The 21,192-nt window shown below is 39.8% G+C and carries 18 protein-coding genes, 1 tRNA gene and 1 other RNA gene; 14 read left to right on the forward strand and 6 right to left on the reverse strand.

Translation table 11 applies throughout. The annotated features are described in order from the left end of the window. The first annotated feature begins 7 nt into the window (after positions 1 to 7). Complete coding sequence (locus QM409_RS04805) at positions 8 to 346, forward strand: ATP cone domain-containing protein (RefSeq protein ID WP_001196039.1); 339 nt, start codon at positions 8 to 10, stop codon at positions 344 to 346. Positions 347 to 376: 30 nt separating this feature from the next. Here the strand turns inward: QM409_RS04805 and QM409_RS04810 are convergent, their stop codons facing one another. After that, the gene (locus tag QM409_RS04810; protein WP_049502150.1) at positions 377 to 697 is read right to left on the reverse strand and encodes a hypothetical protein; all 321 of its coding nucleotides are present in this window, start codon (positions 695 to 697) and stop codon (positions 377 to 379) included. Between the two features lie 98 nt (positions 698 to 795). Between QM409_RS04810 and QM409_RS04815 the strand changes: the two genes are divergently transcribed. After that, positions 796 to 1,011 carry a YdbC family protein gene (locus QM409_RS04815; RefSeq protein ID WP_000807437.1) on the forward strand — a complete coding sequence of 72 codons (216 nt, stop codon included), beginning with the start codon at positions 796 to 798 and terminating at the stop codon, positions 1,009 to 1,011. Positions 1,012 to 1,064: 53 nt separating this feature from the next. Here the strand turns inward: QM409_RS04815 and QM409_RS04820 are convergent, their stop codons facing one another. Both QM409_RS04820 and gor read right to left on the reverse strand, forming a co-directional pair. Beyond that, positions 1,065 to 1,601: a biotin transporter BioY gene (locus QM409_RS04820; RefSeq protein ID WP_153199894.1), complete on the reverse strand. Its 537-nt coding sequence runs from the start codon at positions 1,599 to 1,601 to the stop codon at positions 1,065 to 1,067. A gap of 188 nt (positions 1,602 to 1,789) precedes the next feature. Then, positions 1,790 to 3,136 carry a glutathione-disulfide reductase gene (gene gor / locus QM409_RS04825; protein ID WP_049502148.1) on the reverse strand — a complete coding sequence of 449 codons (1,347 nt, stop codon included), beginning with the start codon at positions 3,134 to 3,136 and terminating at the stop codon, positions 1,790 to 1,792. A 288-nt stretch (positions 3,137 to 3,424) separates the two neighbouring features. On the opposite strand from gor, the gene QM409_RS04830 reads away from it, so the two are divergent. The 4 genes from QM409_RS04830 to metG all read left to right on the forward strand — a co-directional run bounded on the left by QM409_RS04830 (position 3,425) and on the right by metG (position 8,700). After that, on the forward strand, positions 3,425 to 4,633 hold the full coding sequence (locus tag QM409_RS04830; protein WP_414305510.1) for an efflux RND transporter periplasmic adaptor subunit: 1,209 nt from the start codon (positions 3,425 to 3,427) through the stop codon (positions 4,631 to 4,633). After that, positions 4,617 to 5,318, forward strand: coding sequence for an ABC transporter ATP-binding protein (locus QM409_RS04835; protein ID WP_045611350.1), 702 nt, complete (start codon positions 4,617 to 4,619; stop codon positions 5,316 to 5,318). The genes QM409_RS04830 and QM409_RS04835 overlap by 17 nt, the downstream gene beginning before the upstream one ends. Position 5,319: 1 nt before the next feature. Next, on the forward strand, positions 5,320 to 6,579 hold the full coding sequence (locus QM409_RS04840; protein ID WP_173876020.1) for an ABC transporter permease: 1,260 nt from the start codon (positions 5,320 to 5,322) through the stop codon (positions 6,577 to 6,579). 123 nt (positions 6,580 to 6,702) lie between these two features. Next, a complete protein-coding gene (gene metG, locus QM409_RS04845) occupies positions 6,703 to 8,700 on the forward strand; it encodes a methionine--tRNA ligase (RefSeq protein WP_414305505.1) in 1,998 nt (665 codons plus the stop codon). A 380-nt stretch (positions 8,701 to 9,080) separates the two neighbouring features. Here the strand turns inward: metG and def are convergent, their stop codons facing one another. Next, a complete protein-coding gene (gene def, locus QM409_RS04850; RefSeq protein ID WP_414305506.1) occupies positions 9,081 to 9,692 on the reverse strand; it encodes a peptide deformylase in 612 nt (203 codons plus the stop codon). Between the two features lie 174 nt (positions 9,693 to 9,866). Here def and QM409_RS04855 point away from each other — a divergent pair, with 174 nt between their 5' ends. From QM409_RS04855 to QM409_RS04875, 5 genes are all read left to right on the forward strand, one after another. Beyond that, positions 9,867 to 11,192, forward strand: a complete 1,326-nt coding sequence (locus tag QM409_RS04855) for a CapA family protein (RefSeq protein WP_150922328.1) — start codon at positions 9,867 to 9,869, stop codon at positions 11,190 to 11,192. Between the two features lie 21 nt (positions 11,193 to 11,213). Continuing rightward, positions 11,214 to 12,041 carry an HAD family hydrolase gene (locus QM409_RS04860; RefSeq protein WP_414305507.1) on the forward strand — a complete coding sequence of 276 codons (828 nt, stop codon included), beginning with the start codon at positions 11,214 to 11,216 and terminating at the stop codon, positions 12,039 to 12,041. A 1-nt stretch (position 12,042) separates the two neighbouring features. Next, a complete protein-coding gene (locus QM409_RS04865; RefSeq protein WP_000290665.1) occupies positions 12,043 to 12,678 on the forward strand; it encodes an SGNH/GDSL hydrolase family protein in 636 nt (211 codons plus the stop codon). A gap of 61 nt (positions 12,679 to 12,739) precedes the next feature. Then, positions 12,740 to 13,087: a transfer-messenger RNA gene (ssrA, locus tag QM409_RS04870) on the forward strand. A 377-nt stretch (positions 13,088 to 13,464) separates the two neighbouring features. After that, positions 13,465 to 14,799, forward strand: a complete 1,335-nt coding sequence (locus tag QM409_RS04875; RefSeq protein ID WP_101776655.1) for an Nramp family divalent metal transporter — start codon at positions 13,465 to 13,467, stop codon at positions 14,797 to 14,799. Positions 14,800 to 14,877: 78 nt separating this feature from the next. On the opposite strand, the gene QM409_RS04880 is transcribed toward QM409_RS04875, so the two are convergent. Further along, positions 14,878 to 14,965, reverse strand: a tRNA-Ser gene (locus QM409_RS04880). A gap of 161 nt (positions 14,966 to 15,126) precedes the next feature. Here QM409_RS04880 and QM409_RS04885 point away from each other — a divergent pair. Genes QM409_RS04885 through QM409_RS04895 form a run of 3 tightly spaced genes read left to right on the forward strand, consistent with a single transcriptional unit; the run spans position 15,127 to position 18,730 of the window. Then, on the forward strand, positions 15,127 to 15,867 hold the full coding sequence (locus tag QM409_RS04885; protein WP_000920651.1) for a DeoR/GlpR family DNA-binding transcription regulator: 741 nt from the start codon (positions 15,127 to 15,129) through the stop codon (positions 15,865 to 15,867). Further along, positions 15,864 to 16,775: a 1-phosphofructokinase gene (pfkB, locus tag QM409_RS04890; RefSeq protein WP_414305508.1), complete on the forward strand. Its 912-nt coding sequence runs from the start codon at positions 15,864 to 15,866 to the stop codon at positions 16,773 to 16,775. The genes QM409_RS04885 and pfkB overlap by 4 nt, the downstream gene beginning before the upstream one ends. After that, a complete protein-coding gene (locus QM409_RS04895; RefSeq protein WP_414310493.1) occupies positions 16,772 to 18,730 on the forward strand; it encodes a fructose-specific PTS transporter subunit EIIC in 1,959 nt (652 codons plus the stop codon). The genes pfkB and QM409_RS04895 overlap by 4 nt, the downstream gene beginning before the upstream one ends. Positions 18,731 to 18,822: 92 nt before the next feature. Here QM409_RS04895 and QM409_RS04900 read toward each other — a convergent pair whose 3' ends face one another. After that, entirely contained in the window at positions 18,823 to 21,144 is a 2,322-nt protein-coding gene (locus tag QM409_RS04900; protein ID WP_061589815.1) for a hypothetical protein, read from the reverse strand. Positions 21,145 to 21,192: the final 48 nt, after the last annotated feature.

The following is a 21,192-nucleotide window of genomic DNA, read 5'->3' on the forward strand; positions in this document are numbered from 1 at the left end:
GAAACCTATGCAAGTAATCAAACGTGATGGTGAAATTGCTGAATTTAATCCAGATAAGATTTACCAAGCTATCTTAAAGGCAGCTCAGACTGTCTATGTATTGACAGATGATTTGCGTCAAAACCTTGCACAAGTCACTAAGAAAGTGGTTTTGGACTTGGAGGAAGCCAAGGTAGAACGTGCCACTATCAGCATGATTCAGTCTTTGGTTGAACATCGTTTACTGGGAGCAGGTTACATTACCATCGCAGAACACTACATTTCCTATCGTCTACAACGTGACTTGGAAAGAAGTGGTTATGGAGATCATATCGCGGTTCATTTACATTTTGAACAAGTTCGCTAAGAAAAAAGAGTGGGATGAATCAACTACATCTCACTCTTTCTTAAATCTATTTTTTTGGGCTGTTTGGACGGTGGAAGGGACAAATCGTAGGCGTTGAATATCGCTTATGCGGATAATACGGCTCATATTTTTGGCAAAATTTTTCACGATAATTTGCTGGCGTTGCTGATCGTATTTGATGATGTCACCTGTAAAACTTGTCTCAGACAAGATAAGGTGAACAGCGGTTTGTTTCTGGATAGCCTCTTCAATAGTGGCTGTAAGGGAGTTACTTTCAGTCTGGTCAGGTTGGTCATGTCCATTTAAAAAGTCATGTATTTTATCTAGAACTTGCTGGAATTTATGTCTCATATTGGCCTCCCTTCTTTTATATCAATATTATATAAAATTTTCCTAAAATCTACAAGATTTTACGAATAATCAAATGAAAGCTAAAAAAGGAGAAGAAAATGGCAGAATTTACTTTTAAAATCGAAGAGCACTTGTTGACTCTTTCTGAAAACGAAAAAGGTTGGACTAAGGAAATCAACCGTGTGAGCTTTAATGGTGCTCCTGCAAAGTTTGATATTCGTGCTTGGAGTCCAGATCATACTAAAATGGGTAAAGGAATTACTCTCTCTAATGAAGAATTTCAAACAATGGTGGATGCTTTTAAAGGCAACTAAGTTTTCAAAATGAAAGAAAAGGATATTGAGTCATGACAACTCGATATCCTTTTTTAGTTAGCAAAGTAAGCCTGATTTTTAAGGCGTTGAAGTAGGGGACGACTAATAAAACTAATAGCCAGAAGTTTACCAAGATCTGGAATGATAAAGGGAATGACCCCCACAATAAGAGCTTTTTCAAATGCCATTCCAGCTAGGAAATGCAAGCTGAGGATCCCACCGACAAAAACAAGTGTATCTCCCAAGAGATTTGCTAGAAAAATTCTGACAAAACCACTATCACTGTTAGTTAGAGAAGAGGTAAGTCCAGAATAAACAAGATAAAACCAAAGATAGCCTGCAGTAGGACCAACTAAAGCCTGAAAACCAGCTCCACCTCCTGCAAAGACAGGAAGACCGATAGCACCTAGAAGAAGATAGAGTCCAACAGAAAGTACAGCCTCCCTCGGTCTAAAGACAGTAGCAATCAAGCCGATTGCAAAGTTTTGCAGAGTGAAGGGGACAGGTCCAATTGGAATACTGATTTGTGCTAAAACAGCAATGAGAGCAGCACCAATAGCAGGGATGGCATAAACGTGAGCTTTTTTCAAAATAGTTAACCTCTTTTCTGATGTATAGTAACTATTATACTCGTAGAGTAATTATTGTCAACCTATTTATAAATTCAAGGTAACAAAAACTGTAACGGCCGATTTTGCTTACTGGGTAAGTTGTTTTCATCGATTGTAAATCATCAAAAAAGAAGCAGACACATTTGTATCAGCTTCTTTTGCTTCGATTAACGCATAGTTACAAATTCTTCGGATGCAGTTGGGTGAATCGCCACAGTTGCATCAAAGTCTGCTTTGGTTGCTCCCATTTTGATAGCAACAGCAAATCCTTGAATCATTTCATCAACACCGTATCCAATTCCATGAAGTCCGACAACTTTTTCTTCTGAACCAGCTGTGATCAATTTGAAACGAGTTTCTTGACGGTTGCAAGTGCAAGCAGAGTACATAGACGTAAAGCTTGATTTGTAAACCTTGATTTGGTCTTGACCGTATTCTTTAATAGCTTGCTCTTCTGTCAAGCCAACAGTTCCGATAGCAGGGTGTGAAAAGACAACAGTTGGAATAGTTGAGTAGTCCATTTTTGCAGTTGTTTTTCCGTTAAAGAGACGTTCAGACAAAGTACGTCCAGCTTTGATAGCAACTGGAGTTAGTTCTTTTTCACCTGTTACATCACCTAGAGCGTAGATTCCTTCAACAACAGTATTTTGGTATTTATCCACTTGGATAAAGCCACGTTCATTCAGAGTTACTCCAGCTTTTTCAAGTTGCAAGCTCTTAACGTTTGGACGGCGACCTGTAGCCCAGATAACTTGGCTAGCTGTGTGACTAGTACCATCTTCGAAATGAATGGTAATGCCCTCAGCAGTTTTTTCTAACTTGGCAGGGACTTTGTGAGTATGAAGTGGCAAGTTTGTTCTTTCCATTTCCTTTACCAAACCTTCAACGATGTAAGAATCAAAACCACGTAAAGGACGATCGCGACGAACAAAGAGGTCTGTCTTGACACCAAAAGTGTGGAGTACTCCAGCCAATTCAACGGCAATATAACCAGCACCTAGAATGGCAACTGACTCTGGCAATTCTTCCCAAGCAAATACATCATCAGAAGAGCCACCTAGTTCTGCACCAGGAATATTAGGAATACTTGGATGGGCACCAGTAGCAATCACGATATGTTTAGCACGAATGAGTTCACCATTTACGCTGACAGTATGAGAATCTACAAATTCAGCATGTCCTTCAATCAAGTCTACACCGTTGCGTTTAAAACTGCCATCATAAGAAGAACGAGCGCGATCAATGTAAGCTTCACGATTGCGACGTAGGGTTGCAAAGTCAAAGTTAAGATCAGTAGTTTTAAAACCGTAGTCTTCTCCAAATTGATGGAAAGTCTCAGCAATTTGTGCTCCGTACCACATGATTTTCTTAGGAACACAACCGACGTTGACACAGGTTCCACCTAATTTCTTTTCCTCAATAACGGCAGCTTTGGCTCCATGTTCACCAGCACGATTCATGGTAGCAATTCCTCCGCTACCTCCACCGATAGCAATGATATCATATTCTCTCATTGAAAACTCCTTTGTACTCTTTTAAATAGTAGAGTGTCATTTTTTGATAGTCATATTCTATCTTTTTTTTGATGTGATTGCAAAAATCTGCTACGTTCAAAAAAATTAAAGAAAAGGCTTGCAAAAAAGAAAAATAAAGTGTATTATATAACTAGTACAATAGAGATAAAAATTTCCGAACAATAAGTGAATCCTGAAATGTCATTATTTCGTTCTGAATTGTTATTGTTTGTATTTGGTAATTTTTGTATAATATTGTTAAGGACTTTAAATCAAAAAAGGAGTTTCATTATGAAAAAGAATCGTAAGGCTAAAAAGTGGCAATTGTATGCAGCAATCGGTGCTGCAAGTGTTGTTGTATTGGGGGCTGGGGGCATTTTGCTTTTTAGACAACCTTCTCAGACCGCTGTAAAAGATGAGGCTACTCATCTGGTTGTTGCTAAAGAAGGAAGCGTTGCATCCTCTGTTTTATTATCAGGGACAGTAACGGCAAAAAATGAACAATATGTTTATTTTGATGCTAGTAAGGGAGATTTAGATGAAATCCTTGTTTCTGTGGGGGATAAGGTTAGTGAAGGGCAGGCTTTAGTCAAGTACAGTAGTTCAGAAGCCCAGGCGGCCTATGATTCAGCTAGTCGAGCAGTTGCGAAGGCAGATCGTCATATCAATGAACTCAATCAAGCACGGAATGAAGCCGCTTCAGCTCCGGCTCCACAGTTGCCAACACCAGCAGGAGTCGAAGGAGCTGCGGCACAAACTCCAACTCCAGTCGCAGGAAATTCAGTATCCTCTATTGATGCTCAATTGGGTGATGCCCGTGATGCCCGTGCAGATGCAGCGGCACAATTAAGCAAGGCTCAAAGTCAGTTGGATGCAATGACGGTTCTCAGTACCCTAGAGGGAACTGTGGTCGAAGTCAACCGTAATGTTTCTAAATCTCCAACTGGAGCTAGCCAGGTGGTAGTTCATGTCGTTAGCAATGAAAACTTGCAAGTTAAGGGGGAACTATCTGAATATAACCTTGCCAACCTCTCTGTAGGACAAGAAGTAACCTTTACTTCTAAAGTTTACCAAGATAAGAGCTGGACTGGTAAGATTAGCTACATTTCTGACTACCCTAAAAACAATGGTGAAGCGGCAAGTGCAGCTACTGCCGCAGCAGGTGGTAATTCTGGTTCTAAATATCCATATACTATCGATGTTACAAGTGAAATCGGTGATTTGAAACAAGGATTCTCAGTAAGTGTTGAGGTCAAGAATAAGAGTAAAGCCATTTTGGTTCCTCTAACAAGTATTGTGACTGAAAATGATAAGAACTATGTCTGGGTGCTTGACGAGCAGAAAAAGGCCAAGAAAGTGGAAGTTGGTTTGGGAAATGCTGATGCAGACAACCAAGAAATCACTTCAGGTCTGACAAATGGAGTCAAGGTCATCAGTAACCCAACGTCTTCTCTAGAGGAAGGAAAAGAGGTGAAGTCTGATGAAGCAACTAATTAGTCTAAAAAATATCTGCAGAAGCTACCGTAATGGTGACCAAGAACTGCAGGTTCTCAAAAATATCAACCTAGAAGTGAATGAGGGTGAATTTGTTGCCATCATGGGACCATCCGGTTCAGGTAAGTCAACCCTCATGAACACCATTGGGATGTTGGATACACCAACCAGTGGAGAGTATTATCTTGAAGGCCAAGAAGTGGCTGGACTTGGTGAAAAACAACTAGCCAAAGTTCGAAATCAAGAGATTGGATTTGTTTTTCAACAGTTCTTTCTTCTATCCAAACTTAATGCTCTGCAAAATGTAGAATTACCCTTGATTTACGCAGGAGTTTCAGCTTCAAAACGGCGCAAGTTAGCTGAGGAATATCTAGATAAGGTTGAATTGACTGAACGTAGTCACCATTTGCCTTCGGAATTATCTGGTGGTCAAAAGCAACGTGTGGCTATTGCGCGTGCCTTGGTAAACAATCCTTCTATTATCTTAGCAGACGAACCGACAGGAGCCTTGGATACCAAAACAGGAAATCAAATTATGCAACTATTGGTTGACTTGAACAAAGAAGGAAAAACCATTATCATGGTAACGCATGAGCCTGAGATTGCTGCCTATGCTAAACGTCAGATTGTCATTCGCGATGGAGTTATTTCATCTGATAGTGCTCAGTTAGAAAAGGAGGAAAACTAAGATGCAGAATCTGAAATTTGCCTTTTCATCCATTATGGCCCACAAGATGCGTTCTTTTCTCACTATGATTGGGATTGTTATCGGTGTTTCCTCAGTTGTTGTGATTATGGCTCTAGGTGATTCCATGTCTCGTCAGGTCAATAAAACCATGACCAAGTCACAGAAGAATATTCATGTTTTTTTCTCGCCAATTAAAAGTAAAGATGGTTCTTTTACCCAAAAACAATCAGCTTTGACAGTTTCTGGGAAAGAAGAGGAAGTTTTTGTTGAACCACCAAAACCTCAAGAAGCTTGGGTCAAGGAAGCTGCTAATCTCAAGGGAGTGGATAGCTACTATTTAACCAACTCGACGAATGTTACCTTAACCTATAAGGATAAAAAGGTCGAACACGCTAACATGACAGGTGGAAATGTCACTTATATGGATGCGGTCGAAAATGAAATCATTGAAGGTCGTGGTCTTAGAGAGCAAGATTATAAAGATTTTGCAAGTGTGATTATCCTAGATGATGAACTAGCCAAGAGCCTTTTTGGTTCAGCAAAAGATGCACTCAATCAGATTGTTGAAGTAAATGAAATCAGCTACCGTGTTATTGGTGTCTATGAAAGTAAAGAAGCTAAGGCTGCAAAAACCTTTGGAGTCGGAGGACTACCAATTACGACTAATATTTCTCTTGCGGTCAATTTTAACACAGACGAGATTTCAAATATTGTCTTTCGTGTTAATGATACCAGCTTGAGCCAGACTTTGGGGCCAGAGTTGGCAAGAAGAATGACGGAGATTGCTGGTCTCCAACAAGGGGAGTATCAGGTAGCAGATGCAACAGAAGCCTTCAACGAAGTTCAACAAATGTTCGGCTTTATAACTACGATTATTAGTGCCATTGCGGGGATTTCCCTCTTTGTTGGTGGGACTGGTGTTATGAACATCATGCTGGTTTCGGTGACGGAGCGTACGCGTGAGATTGGTCTCCGTAAGGCTTTGGGTGCAACGCGTGCCAATATTTTAATTCAGTTTTTGATTGAATCCATGATTTTGACTTTGCTAGGCGGAGTTATTGGTCTAACCATTGCGACAGGCTTAACAGCTATAGCTGGTCTACTCTTGCAAGGATTGATTGCGGGTATAGAAGTAGGAGTGTCAATCCCGGTTGCCCTATTTAGTCTTGCAGTTTCGGCTAGCGTTGGTATGATTTTTGGTGTTTTGCCAGCCAACAAGGCATCGAAACTTGATCCAATTGAAGCTCTTCGTTATGAATAGAATCAACAAGATGGACACTCGTCTATCTTGTTTTTGTATGGATTTCTCTATCGAAAATCACTAAAAATATGGTATAATGAAGTGTTAGAAAAACAGGTTTCATTAGCCTGGAAAGGAAATATTATGTCTGAAAAGAATTTTTATATTACAACACCGATTTACTATCCATCTGGTAAACTTCATATCGGATCTGCCTACACAACAATCGCCTGTGATGTCCTAGCACGTTACAAACGCTTGATGGGCTACGATGTCTTTTATTTGACAGGTCTTGATGAGCATGGTCAAAAGATTCAACAAAAAGCAGAAGAAGCTGGCATCACACCTCAAGCTTATGTCGACGGTATGGCGGTTGGAGTCAAAGAACTCTGGCAATTACTCGATATCTCATACGATAAGTTTATTCGCACAACTGATGACTACCATGAAAAAGTAGTGGCGCAAGTCTTTGAACGATTGCTTGCTCAAGATGACATCTATTTGGGTGAATATTCTGGTTGGTATTCAGTTTCAGATGAGGAATTCTTTACAGAAAGCCAGCTTGCAGAAGTTTTCCGTGACGAAGCTGGAAATGTAACTGGTGGTATTGCTCCATCAGGTCACGAAGTGGAATGGGTATCTGAAGAGTCTTATTTCCTTCGTCTTAGCAAGTACCAAGATCGTCTGGTAGAATTTTTCAAAGCTCATCCTGAATTTATCACTCCAGATGGTCGTCTGAATGAAATGCTTCGCAACTTTATCGAGCCAGGTTTAGAGGATTTGGCAGTTTCTCGCACAACCTTTACATGGGGTGTTCCGGTACCATCTAATCCTAAACACGTTGTCTACGTTTGGTTTGATGCTCTGCTCAACTATGTGACAGCTCTTGGCTACGATCAAGACGAACACGCTAACTTTGACAAGTTCTGGAACGGAACAGTCTTCCATATGGTTGGAAAAGACATCCTTCGTTTTCACTCAATCTACTGGCCAATCCTTCTTATGATGTTGGATATCAAATTGCCAGAACGTTTGATTGGTCATGGTTGGTTTGTCATGAAAGACGGAAAGATGTCTAAATCTAAAGGGAATGTTGTCTATCCTGAAATGTTGATAGAGCGTTTTGGACTAGATCCACTTCGTTACTACCTCATGCGTAGCCTTCCAGTTGGTTCAGACGGAACCTTTACTCCGGAAGACTATGTAGGCCGTATCAACTACGAATTGGCCAATGACCTTGGAAACCTCCTCAACCGTACGGTTTCTATGATTAACAAGTACTTTGATGGACAAATTCCTGCCTATGTAAAAGGTGTAACAGAGTTTGACCATGCTCTTGCTCAAGTAGCTGCTGAATCAATCGCTGACTACCATACTCACATGGAAGCAGTTGACTACCCACGTGCCCTAGAAGCAGTATGGACTCTTATTTCACGTACGAATAAATACATCGATGAGACCGCACCATGGGTCTTGGCTAAGGATGAAGCACTTCGTGATCAATTGGCAAGTGTCATGAGCCACTTGGCAGCCAGCCTTCGTGTTGTAGCTCACTTGATTGAGCCGTTTATGATGGAAACCAGTCGTGCAGTCTTGAATCAACTTGGCTTGGATGAAGTTTCTAGTCTTGAAAACTTGAGCTTGGCTGACTTTCCTGCAGGTGTCACTGTCGTTGCCAAAGGAACACCAATCTTCCCACGTTTGGATATGGAAGAAGAAATCGCCTATATCAAGGAACAAATGGAAGGTAACAAACCAGCAGTCGAAAAAGAATGGAATCCAGACGAAGTTGAACTCAAACTCAATAAGGAAGAAATCAAGTTTGAAGACTTTGACAAGGTTGAAATCCGCGTTGCAGAAGTCAGAGAAGTTTCTAAAGTGGAAGGTTCAGATAAGTTGCTTCAATTCCGCTTGGATGCTGGCGATGGTGAAGATCGTCAAATCCTCTCAGGAATTGCGAAGTACTATCCAAACGAACAAGAATTGGTCGGCAAGAAAGTCCAAATCGTTGCTAACCTCAAACCTCGTAAGATGATGAAGAAATATGTCAGTCAAGGTATGATCCTATCAGCTGAACATGATGGAAAATTAACCCTTCTCACAGTTGACTCAGCTGTACCGAATGGAAGTGTGATTGGGTAAAAGTAAAAGACCAACGTTATGTACATTTGTCAGAACGAAGACAAAGGCCTTAGACTACAAGTTTCTAAGGGCTTTTCTTTGTGTAAATTCGTATAATAGATGTAAGAATAGTTGAGATATTTTCCTAAGTTTCACAAAGAAAATCAAGATTAGAACCGTAATCAAGTTGGATTTTCCAGGCTAGAGGAACTCGTCCTGTCAAACCATTTTCTTAGTCAAGTTAACCAAGGCATTGAATTGTCCTTCATCTATGAATTGGTATAAGGTACTTATTCCGTGGATAAAAGGTGTCTTAGCTAATCCCTTGCTACATATGTTGGTTATAATTCCTCTCATCCAATATTTATAACACAAAACCCCGTCTTGCAACGGGATTTTCTTTATTCTAGAATTAGTAAACCATCTTTAACTGCAAATGGGTCTTTTTCATTGATACGATCGTAAAACATGATTCCGTTAATGTGGTCAATTTCATGCTGAACAACGATGGAGTTGTAGCCTTTGAGTTTGATACGGTGTTTTTCTCCATCCTTGTCAAAGTAGTCAACCGTAACGCGGGCATGGCGAACTACATAGCCAGGTACGTTGCGGTCAACAGACAGGCAACCTTCTCCTTCACCAAGAGCAGCGTCTTGAACAGAGTGAGAGACGATTTTTGGATTGTACATAATAGCTTGCAAGTCGTAAGCTTCCTGTGGAGTTTCGCCTTCTTCGACAATGTTTGGCACCAAAACAGCGATAATACGTTTTGATATATCTAATTGAGGGGCAGCAAGTCCAACCCCACCGCGTAGTCCCATTTTTTCAGCCATGACAGGATCTTGGGAATGTTTGAGGAATTGCATCATCTTTTCGCCAAGGATGATTTCCTGATCAGACAAGGGGAAAGTGACTTCCTCAGCAACCGCGCGTAGAGTAGGATTCACTTCGCGGATAATATCGTTCATATCAATTAAGTGAGCAGCTTTTGTAATACGTTCTATAGCAGACATTTTCTCTCCTTTCATTACCTCTACATGATATCACAAAATGACAAGGATTGAAAGCATTACGGCATCGAGCTTTTATAGAAAATGCCTACTAGGTTCGATTCAATTGTGAAAGAATTACTTATCTGTGATATAATAAAAAGAAAAGGCTTGCATTAGAAAGTGGGGAGAATGAAGATGCAAAGAAGACAAGATAGACATAAACGTGGACCAGTTTTTCGTTTTATGAGGGGTTTTGTAAACTTTTTTAGGAGTTACCGCAAGTGGAGTAATAAGGGATTTGTGGCCATACTCTTGCTAGCTGTTGCTTTATCAATGGGTTTGGTCTTGTTGTTTGAAAGTTTCCAAGGAATCCCCTTGACCAGTCAAAAAAAGGATGCCATTTCTCAAGAAGCAAATAAGACCAATCAAAATGCTAAAGATCAGGAGGAGGAAAAAACTGCTAGAATTATGGCAAACGGGGACCTCCTCTATCATATTCCCATCTATCGTTCTGCCTTAAAAGAAGATGGTACCTATGATTTTCATGAAAATTTTGATTATGTGAAACCATGGCTCAAACAAGCAGACTTGATTATAGGTGATTTTGAAGGCACTGTTAACAAGGACCACTATTTGGCAGGTTATCCTCTCTTTAATGCACCTGGCGAAGTTATGGATGCCATCAAGGATGCCGGTTATCAAGTGCTAGACTTGGCGCATAACCATATCCTAGATTCACAAATAGAAGGTGTGGTTTCAACAGCAGATGCTATTGAGAAGGCAGGAATGACACCGATTGGAGTGTATACGCATGAGTCCCGTGATCAAGCTCCACTGGTTATCAAGGAAGTGAACGGCATCAAGGTTGCACTTTTGGCCTATTCTTATGGTTTTAATGGAATTGAGCAAAGTATTTCTCAAGAAGACTATAATCGCTATCTTTCAGACCTAAATGAAGACAAGATGAAGGCTGAAATTGAACGAGCAGAGAAGGAAGCGGATATCACCATTATCATGCCTCAGATGGGTGTGGAGTATCGCTTGGAACCAACTGAGGAACAAAAGGCTCTTTATCACAAGATGATCGATTGGGGAGCGGATATTATCTTTGGAGGGCACCCTCACGTAGTTGAACCATCTGAAACGGTTGAAAAAGATGGGGACAAGAAACTCATTATCTATTCAATGGGGAACTTCATTTCCAATCAACGAATTGAAACCATGCAAGATGAAGAGAATGCTAAGTGGACAGAGCGTGGCGTGCTCATGGATGTGACTGTTAAGAAAAAAGCCGGTAAGACGACAATCGAAACTGCCAAAGCGCATCCTTCTTGGGTAAACCGTACACCAAAAGGAACCTATTCTCCAGAAGGTTATCCACTCTTCCTTTACCAAACCTATATCTTAGAAGATTTTATCGAGGGTGGTAGTCATCGTGACCAGTTAGATGAAGCGACTAAGGAACGAATTGATACAGCCTACAAAGAAATGAACGAACATGTGGGATTGAAGTGGGATTAGCTTGAATCCAGAGGAAAGTAAATGACGATTAAAATAATTGCGACAGATATGGATGGGACCTTGCTGGATGCCAGAGGCCAGCTTGATATTCCACGTTTGGAAAAGATTTTAGATCAGTTGGATCAAAGGGGGATTCGTTTTGTCATTGCGACTGGGAATGAAATTCATCGCATGAGGCAACTACTGGAGCACTTGGTCGATCGAGTGGTTCTGGTCGTTGCAAACGGTGCTCGTATTTTTGAAAAGAATGAATTGATTCAGGCTCAGACTTGGGATGATGCCATTGTCGATAAGGCTTTGGCTCATTTCAAGGGTCGAGCGTGTCGGGATCAGTTTGTTGTGACGGCTATGAAGGGTGGTTTCGTCAAAGAAGGTACGATTTTTACAGACCTTGAAAGCTTTATGACTCAAGAAATGATTGAAAAATTCTACCAACGGATGAATTTTGTGGACGAATTAACCTCTGACCTCTTTGGTGGTGTGCTCAAGATGAGTATGGTTGTTGGTGAGGAACGTTTGAGTTCGGTCTTGGAAGAAATCAATGACCTCTTTGATGGCCGTGTTCGTGCTGTATCGAGTGGCTATGGTTGCATTGATATCCTTCAAGCTGGAATTCATAAAGCATGGGGCTTGGAAGAATTACTCAAGCGCTGGGACTTGACCTCCCAACAAATCATGGCTTTTGGTGACAGTGAAAATGATGTTGAAATGCTTGAAATGGCTGGAATTGCCTATGCGATGGAAAATGCTGATGATAAAGCCAAAGCTGTGGCTACTGCTCTAGCGCCAGCCAATAGCCAAGGAGGAGTTTATCAAATCTTGGAAAACTGGTTAGAAAAAGGAGAATGAAGTGGCAGTACAGTTATTAGAAAATTGGTTACTAAAGGAACAAGAAAAAATCCAAACCAAGTATCGTCACTTAAATCAGGTTTCTGTTGTAGAGCCAGACATTCTTTTTATTGGGGATTCCATTGTCGAATATTATCCTCTGCAGGAACTATTTGGGACTTCGAAGACGATTGTCAATCGAGGCATTCGAGGGTATCAGACAGGGCTGTTATTAGAAAATCTAGATGCGCATCTGTACGGTGGAGCAGTAGATAAAATTGTCCTTTTGATTGGGACAAATGATATCGGAAAAGATGTGCCTGTGAATGAGGCTCTCAATAACCTCGAAGCTATCATACAATCCATTGCTCGCGATTATCCATTGACTGAGATTAAATTGCTTTCTATTTTGCCAGTCAATGAGGGAGAAGAGTACAAGCAGACAGTCTATATCCGCACGAATGAAAAAATTCAGAAATGGAATCAAGCCTATCAAGAGCTTGCTTCTGCCTATATGCAGGTAGAATTTGTGCCAGTTTTTGATAGTTTGACAGACCAGGCAGGTCAACTCAAAAAAGATTATACAACTGATGGGTTGCACCTTAGTGTTGCTGGTTATCAGGTTTTGACAAAATCTTTGAAAGACTATCTTTTGTAGTTAATTGCTTTCCTTTTTGCATTTTTGTGTTAGATAAGGTATAATGGTTTTATTGTCTTTTGGGGTCGTTACGGATTCGACAGGCATTATGAGGCATATTTTGCGACTCGTGTGGCGACGTAAACGCTCAGTTAAATATAACTGCAAAAAATAACACTTCTTACGCTCTAGCTGCCTAAAAACCAGCAGGCGTGACCCGATTTGGATTGCTCGTGTTCAATGACAGGTCTTATTATTAGCGAGATACGATTGAGTCTTGTCTAGTGGCTTGATAAGAGATTGATAGACTCGCAGTTTCTAGGCTTGAGTTATGTGTCGAGGGACTGTTAAACTAATGCATAACCTATGGTTGTAGACAAATATGTTGGCAGGTGTTTGGACGTGGGTTCGACTCCCACCGGCTCCATTATTAATTGGTGAAACGTTGTTAAATCAACGTTTTTTATTTTTTTCTTTGGTATTCTTTTGCAAAAAAAGAATACAACATTTTGTTGTATCCTAAATATTAAATCAAGTCCTGAATTTTCTTAAGTTTTTATCATATTTTCTGTTATAATTAAGGTGCCTTAAGAAAAATAATGAAAAAACTAAATGTTTTTCATATAGTTTTCATTTTTGTGTTATAATTAAGGTGCCTTAAGAAAAATATTAAGGTGCCTTAAGAAAAATAATGAAAAAACTAAATGTTTTTCATATAGTTTTCATTGTTTTAATAGTTTAAAGTCAATCTTATTTTTCTCTAATAGAAAATAATGAAAAAGTAGGTTTAGAAAGAGGTAAGTATCTATGTCTTCTCATAAAAAAGTGTCACTCTCTGAGATTAATCAATCTATCGATACTCCAAATAACAATCATTTCTGGCAAAATTTAAATGCCTTTTTAGGTCCGGGTGCTCTTGTCGCAGTTGGTTATATGGATCCAGGAAACTGGATTACCAGTGTAGTCGGTGGTGCTTCCTATAAGTATAGTCTCTTGTTTGTTATCTTGATTTCATCTCTCATTGCCATGCAACTTCAGCAGATGGCAGGAAAGCTTGGTATTGTAACCCAGATGGACCTGGCTCAAGCAACGGCTCATCATTCACCTAAATGGCTTCGTTATAGTCTATGGGTGATTTTAGAATTAGCCTTGATGGCGACAGATCTGGCAGAAGTTCTAGGTTCAGCGATTGCTCTCAATCTTCTCTTTAAGATTCCGATTATGATAGCAATTCTCTTGACCGTGTTGGATGTTTTTCTCTTATTGCTTCTGATGAAATTTGGCTTTAAGAAGATTGAAGCTATTGTGACAACACTGATTTTAACCATTCTAGCAATTTTTACCTATCTGGTAGCTTTGTCACATCCAAGCTTCCAAGGAATCGTTGAGGGTTATCTACCGAATGCAACCTTATTTGAAAGTCCCTTGCCAGGGCATGAAAGTCAATTAACCTTGGCACTAGGGATTGTAGGTGCGACGGTTATGCCTCATAACCTCTATTTGCATTCTTCCTTGTCTCAAACTCGGAAAATCAATCACAAGGACAAGGATGATGTTCGAAAAGCGGTGCGCTTTATGACCTGGGATTCAAATCTCCAATTATCCTTGGCCTTTGTGGTTAACTCCCTTCTATTAATTCTCGGGGCGGCTCTCTTTTTCGGCCATGCATCTGAGATTTCTGCCTTCTCTCAAATGTATAATGCCTTGCAGGATTCTACTATTGCAGGAGCTATAGCTAGCTCGACCTTATCAACCTTGTTTGCCTTGGCTTTATTAGCCAGTGGTCAAAATTCGACAATTACGGGTACCTTGACTGGACAAATCGTTATGGAAGGTTTCTTGCATATGAGATTACCTCAATGGTTCATTCGTTTGGCAACTCGTCTCTTTGCCTTGTTGCCTGTCATGATTGTAGCGGTTCTGTTTGGTCATCAGGAAAAAACATTGGATCAGTTATTGGTTTATTCACAAGTCTTTCTTTCGATTGCTCTTCCATTTTCAATCTTCCCACTGATTTATCTAACTTCTAAGAAATCACTGATGGGAGAATTTACCAATGCCAAATGGAATACCATCCTTGGCTATATCGTTTCCATTATCTTAACAATTCTCAATGTGAAATTGTTATTTGATATTTTCTAAGAAATTCACCCGAGTTATAAAACAAGCATATAAGAAAAAAGATACCCAAGATTTCTTGGGTATCTTTTTTAAAATAAACGGAAGACATGGGATTCGAACCCACGCACGCTGTTACACGCCTACCGCGTTTCCAACACGGCCTCTTAAGCCTCTTGAGTAATCTTCCAATACTTACTCAAATAGTCTACCATAAAGCCACTTATCTTGCAATAAAAATTCTGGAAATAAGAAAAATGATAGATTTTGAAAGAAAATGATAAAAAATGCTTGACTTTGAAAGAAAGTGTGATAGAATGAATAGTGTAAACGATAACAGGAGGTGATTCAGTGTTAAAAACAGAGCGGAAACAGCTGATTTTAGAAGAGTTAAATCAACATCATGTAGTTTCTCTAGAAAAATTAGTTAGTTTGTTAGAAACGTCAGAATCAACGGTTCGAAGAGACTTGGATGAGTTGGAAGCGGAAAACAAGCTTCGTCGCGTGCATGGTGGAGCAGAATTACCCCATTCCTTGCAGGAAGAAGAAACCATTCAAGAAAAATCTGTCAAAAACCTTCAAGAGAAGAAGTTACTGGCTCAGAAAGCAGCCTCTCTCATCAAGGAACAAGATGTCATCTTTATCGATGCTGGAACAACAACTGCTTTTTTGATCCATGAATTGGTTAATAAGAATATTACTGTTGTGACCAATTCGATTCACCATGCCGCACAGTTGGTTGAAAAGCAGATTCCAACTGTCATGGTTGGAGGAAGTGTCAAGATGGCGACAGATGCGAGCATCGGGGGCGTTGCTCTTAACCAGATTAACCAATTGCACTTTGACCGTGCCTTTATCGGGATGAATGGTGTAGATGATGGCTATTATACGACTCCTGATATGGAGGAGGGAGCTGTGAAGCGAGCTATTTTAGAGAATGCCAAACAGACCTATGTCTTGGTGGATTCGTCAAAAATTGGACAAACTTGCTTTGCTAAGGTAGCACCACTCAAACGAGCTATTGTTATCACAAGTCAAGGGCATGAACTCTTGCAGGCTATTAAGGAGAAAACGGAGGTAATAGAAGTATGATTTATACAGTCACACTTAATCCATCCATTGACTATATTGTCCGTTTGGACCAAGTCCAAGTCGGTAGTGTCAATCGAATGGATAGTGATGATAAGTTTGCTGGTGGGAAAGGAATCAATGTCAGTCGTGTTTTGAAACGCTTGGATATTCCAAATACAGCGACGGGATTTATCGGAGGCTTTACTGGTAAATTTATCACAGATACTCTGGCTGATGAAGAAATCGAGACACGTTTTGTCCAAGTAGCAGAAGATACTCGTATCAATGTTAAAATCAAAGCAGACCAAGAGACAGAAATCAACGGAACGGGTCCAACTGTCGAACCAGCCCAGTTAGAAGAATTGAAAGCTATTTTGTCTAGTTTAACAGCAGAAGATACAGTTGTCTTTGCGGGTTCAAGTGCTAAAAATCTAGGCAATGTTATCTATAAGGATTTGATTGCCTTGACCCGTCAGACTGGCGCGCAGGTGGTCTGTGACTTTGAAGGACAGACCTTGATTGATAGTTTGGACTACCAGCCACTTTTGGTCAAACCAAACAATCATGAACTTGGAGCGATTTTTGGGGTTAAACTCGAAAGTTTAGATGAAATCGAGAACTATGCTCGTCAGTTACTGGCTAAAGGAGCTCAAAATGTCATTATCTCCATGGCTGGGGACGGTGCACTTCTTGTCACATCTGAGGGAGCTTATTTCGCAAAACCTATCAAGGGAACAGTCAAAAATTCAGTTGGAGCTGGTGACTCTATGGTTGCTGGATTTACAGGTGAATTTGTCAAATCAAAAGACGCAGTAGAAGCCTTCAAATGGGGAGTTGCTTGTGGAACGGCAACTACCTTCTCGGATGACTTGGCAACAGCAGAATTTATTAAAGAAACATATGAAAAAGTTGAGGTAGAAAAACGATGAAAATTCAAGACCTATTGAGAAAAGATGTTATGTTGCTGGATTTGCAGGCGACTGAAAAAACAGCTGTCATCGACGAGATGATTAAAAGTTTGACAGACCACGGTTATGTGACAGATTTTGAAATCTTTAAAGAAGGAATTTTGGCGCGTGAAGCTTTGACTTCTACAGGTTTGGGTGATGGTATCGCAATGCCTCATAGCAAAAATGCTGCTGTCAAAGAAGCGACAGTTCTCTTTGCCAAGTCAAACAAGGGTGTTGACTACGAGAGCTTGGATGGGCAACCAACTGACCTTTTCTTTATGATTGCAGCTCCAGAAGGTGCCAATGATACTCACTTAGCAGCCTTGGCAGAATTGTCTCAATACTTGATGAAAGACGGTTTTGCTGACAAACTTCGTCAAGCAACATCAGCTGACCAAGTTATCGAACTTTTTAACCAAGCTTCAGAAAAAGCTGAGGAGCCAGTTCAAGCACCTGCCAATGACTCTGGTGACTTTATCGTTGCTGTTACAGCTTGTACAACAGGTATCGCCCACACTTATATGGCCCAAGAAGCTCTTCAAAAAGTGGCTGCTGAAATGGGTGTTGGAATTAAGGTCGAAACCAACGGTGCTAGCGGTGTTGGTAACCAACTAACTGCGGAAGACATTCGTAAGGCTAAAGCTGTTATCATCGCGGCAGACAAGGCAGTTGAAATGGATCGTTTCGATGGCAAACCATTGATCAATCGTCCAGTTGCTGACGGTATCCGTAAAACAGAAGAGTTAATTAACTTGGCTCTTTCAGGAGATGCTGAAGTTTATCGTGCTGCTAATGGAACAAAAGCTACAACAGCCTCTAACGAAAAACAAAGTCTTGGTGGTGCCTTCTACAAACACTTGATGAGTGGTGTATCGCAAATGTTGCCATTTGTTATTGGCGGTGGTATCATGATTGCCCTTGCCTTCTTGATTGACGGTGCTTTGGGTGTTCCAAATGAAAATCTTGGTAATCTTGGTTCCTACCATGAGCTAGCTTCTATGTTCATGAAAATTGGTGGAGCTGCCTTTGGTTTGATGCTTCCAGTCTTTGCAGGTTATGTTGCCTACTCTATCGCTGAAAAACCAGGTTTGGTAGCAGGTTTCGTGGCTGGTGCTATTGCCAAAGAAGGTTTTGCCTTTGGTAAAATTCCTTATGCCGCAGGTGGTGAAGCAACTTCAACTCTTGCAGGTGTCTCATCTGGTTTCCTAGGTGCCCTTGTTGGTGGATTTATCGCAGGTGCTTTAGTTCTTGCTATCAAGAAATACGTTAAAGTTCCTCGTTCACTTGAAGGTGCAAAATCAATCCTTCTTTTGCCACTTCTTGGAACAATCTTGACTGGATTTGTCATGCTAGCTGTTAATATCCCAATGGCAGCAATCAACACTGCTATGAATGACTTCCTAGGTGGTCTTGGAGGAGGTTCAGCTGTCCTTCTTGGTATCGTTCTTGGTGGTATGATGGCTGTTGACATGGGTGGACCAGTCAACAAAGCTGCCTATGTCTTTGGTACAGGTACGCTTGCAGCAACTGTTTCTTCAGGTGGTTCTGTTGCTATGGCAGCAGTTATGGCTGGAGGAATGGTACCACCACTTGCAATCTTTGTTGCAACTCTTCTTTTCAAAGATAAATTTACTAAAGAAGAACGCAACTCTGGTTTGACAAACATTATCATGGGCTTGTCATTTATCACTGAGGGAGCGATTCCATTTGGTGCAGCCGACCCAGCTCGTGCTATCCCAAGCTTCATCCTTGGTTCAGCAGTAGCAGGTGGCCTCGTTGGTCTTACTGGTATCAAACTCATGGCGCCACACGGAGGAATCTTCGTTATCGCGCTTACTTCAAATGCTCTTCTTTACCTCGTTTCTGTCTTGGTCGGAGCAATCGTAAGTGGTGTGGTCTATGGTTACCTACGCAAACCACAAGCAGTTAAATAAAAGGGAACTATATACCAGTTTAAACCAACCACAAAATGTAGTATTTCAACAATATCGAAAAAGACGATTTCCGTTTGGAAATCGTCTTCTCACTATTTCAATAGTTCATACTCAAATAATTTACTTTCAAGCTCATTTTCGTAGTATTCAGCTAACCTTGTTTTAAGTTCTTTTAGTTTAGTGTTAACTTTTTCATTGTTGAATATCTTTTTATCATTACCATCTTTGTATGATGTATTTATGTCCAATTCAATTTGATAAGTACCATAATTGTATTTTGGATTATATTCTTGAGTATTTTTAGCTAGTTCAAGTAATTCATCGAAGACACCTAGCAACATTAAGTCAGCTCTATCAAGTTTTCCATATTTTTCTTGTTCGATCAATTCTTTACGAACTAGAGAGTTCTTATCTAGGCACATTTCGTTACTATAAAACTTTCCATCAGAACCATCAAAGCTCAAACAATGATTTTTTTGAGAGATACAAGTCCATAATGTAGATTTTCTAAGAAAATCTGTATCCTCTGTATACAAATCCCCTTTATCAGCAGTTGTATAGTAAATATCCCTTTCATACCAGTTTTTTTGAGGGTATTGCTTGGCAACAAATAAAGCAGTTTGCTCTGCGTAATTATTCGTTCTAACTTGACTACCTCGTCCATGATAAATAGCAATTCTAGTCATTCTTATGTCCTGCGGAGTAGTACCAAAACCACTGGCTTCTATAACCGCTAAAATATTGTCATTATAAACAGGTTTTCCATAGCTTTTTAATGGCACTTCTTTACCATCGTAGCCAGTAGCAATTTTAGATAACACATCTGTTTTTAACTTTTTAGAATAGTATTCTCCTAGCGTTTTGTATACTTTTTTTATAGTGACATGCTTCACATCTTTAAGAATAGCATCCTCAGGTACATCAATGACTGCTGCTCCTTTCCCAGTTCCCCATTTTTTATTATCTCTCCATATTTCTTTAGCAGTTACAGTAATACTTTCAGTTTCGTTATCTTGATCGTTTTTCCAAAGTGCTACCAAAACGGAACTTTCTTGTGCTTTAAAGTTCCCTCTGTTTGCTAGAAAACCATTAATAAAGATTTTTTGCATTAGACCAACTGATTTCCAATACTTAACAGGAGCAAATAAAATATAATAGTCGTTTTCATCTCTCATAAAGTATTTTTCAAAAGACCAAACGAATTGATTTAGCAAATCTTTTGCATGGTTACTATCACCAACAAATTCATCGGACATCAATTTCCTTATATAGCTAAATTTATCTATCGATTTAACATTTCCTTCTTGAGCACGGGCTAATTCGCTAGAATAAGGGGGATTTTCAAAACCAATAATCGCAACATTTTTGTCATCTATGACTTCTTGTAATGTATTATGTTTTCCATCTGTTTCCATTGGAATTGATAAAAACTCTTCTGCTAAAGCATCCCCACCTGTTACTAAGTTCCCCTTGTTTTCTTGTACCATTGAAAGTGGTGGTATGATAGCCCGTACCTTCCCAATATATTTGTTATACAAAACAAGCCATTCTTTTATTTCATAAGTATTCAAGATAACATGGCTTAACTCTTCTTCGGTTAAATAATGCTCTAATGCTCCTGTACCAGCACATCTGTCCAAAATAACATAGTCCATGCCTTTAGGAAGATTGCTAATAGCTTGACGAACAAGTTTAGTTGCTTCTTTAACATAAGGTAGTGGTGTATAAAATGCTCCTAAATCTTTTCTATTTGCGGGGTCATTTAATGCGTCCATCACGGTGTCAAAATCGCTTTCGTCTCCACACCAAGGTAAGATATAGTTTTCGACTATTGAATTAGATGGTTGTTTGAGCATCTCAAACATTTGAGATTTTGTTGTTGTTTTATCGTGACGGTATATATAGTTCGCCCACCCTAAAATGTTTGGAAAATCAATTTCAAACTTTTGATACTCGTCTATTTGGAATAATTCACACAATTCACGATTTTTAGGGCTTTTTGGTTGAAGAACATCAAATTCAATTACTTTTTCAGGATTAGTAGCATTTTTTAAAGTGGTCTGATTTACATTTTTTGATGCACTATTCGTATAATTTTGTAAAATTTCTAAACGATATTGAGTTGCATCATAAACACTAGCACGATTTTTATTAATATCAACTAAAACGATTTTGCTTGGTATAGGAATACCACCTTTTATCCTTAATTTAGACAGATAGTGGATAGCTTGAACAAGCACAGCATTAAGATCAGCAATGCTATTTTTAAATTCAAACAGAGCTCCGTTAATGATACCATCAGTATTTTCGATTAAAATATCTTTTTCATCAAAACCGAAATTTCTCCAGAAAAATAAATTGTCAGCTCTTTCATTTCCAGATTGCCAACTTCTATCAATAGCTAGAGGAGCCATTTTACACCTCCAACAATCAACTCATTGAGTTGAGAAACAACAGAAAAG

Source organism: Streptococcus mitis (assembly GCF_047465045.1).
Classification (GTDB): domain Bacteria; phylum Bacillota; class Bacilli; order Lactobacillales; family Streptococcaceae; genus Streptococcus; species Streptococcus mitis_DT.

Bases quoted from the DNA above. Each gene is read 5' to 3' on its own strand.
- QM409_RS04805 (WP_001196039.1), top strand. From the start codon at position 8: ATGCAAGTAATCAAACGTGATGGTGAAATTGCTGAATTTAATCCAGAT.
- QM409_RS04810 (WP_049502150.1), bottom strand. From the start codon at position 697: ATGAGACATAAATTCCAGCAAGTTCTAGATAAAATACATGACTTTTTA.
- QM409_RS04815 (WP_000807437.1), top strand. From the start codon at position 796: ATGGCAGAATTTACTTTTAAAATCGAAGAGCACTTGTTGACTCTTTCT.
- gor (WP_049502148.1), bottom strand. From the start codon at position 3,136: ATGAGAGAATATGATATCATTGCTATCGGTGGAGGTAGCGGAGGAATT.
- QM409_RS04835 (WP_045611350.1), top strand. From the start codon at position 4,617: ATGAAGCAACTAATTAGTCTAAAAAATATCTGCAGAAGCTACCGTAAT.
- QM409_RS04840 (WP_173876020.1), top strand. From the start codon at position 5,320: ATGCAGAATCTGAAATTTGCCTTTTCATCCATTATGGCCCACAAGATG.
- metG (WP_414305505.1), top strand. From the start codon at position 6,703: ATGTCTGAAAAGAATTTTTATATTACAACACCGATTTACTATCCATCT.
- def (WP_414305506.1), bottom strand. From the start codon at position 9,692: ATGTCTGCTATAGAACGTATTACAAAAGCTGCTCACTTAATTGATATG.
- QM409_RS04855 (WP_150922328.1), top strand. From the start codon at position 9,867: ATGCAAAGAAGACAAGATAGACATAAACGTGGACCAGTTTTTCGTTTT.
- QM409_RS04860 (WP_414305507.1), top strand. From the start codon at position 11,214: ATGACGATTAAAATAATTGCGACAGATATGGATGGGACCTTGCTGGAT.
- QM409_RS04875 (WP_101776655.1), top strand. From the start codon at position 13,465: ATGTCTTCTCATAAAAAAGTGTCACTCTCTGAGATTAATCAATCTATC.
- pfkB (WP_414305508.1), top strand. From the start codon at position 15,864: ATGATTTATACAGTCACACTTAATCCATCCATTGACTATATTGTCCGT.
- QM409_RS04895 (WP_414310493.1), top strand. From the start codon at position 16,772: ATGAAAATTCAAGACCTATTGAGAAAAGATGTTATGTTGCTGGATTTG.
- QM409_RS04900 (WP_061589815.1), bottom strand. From the start codon at position 21,144: ATGGCTCCTCTAGCTATTGATAGAAGTTGGCAATCTGGAAATGAAAGA.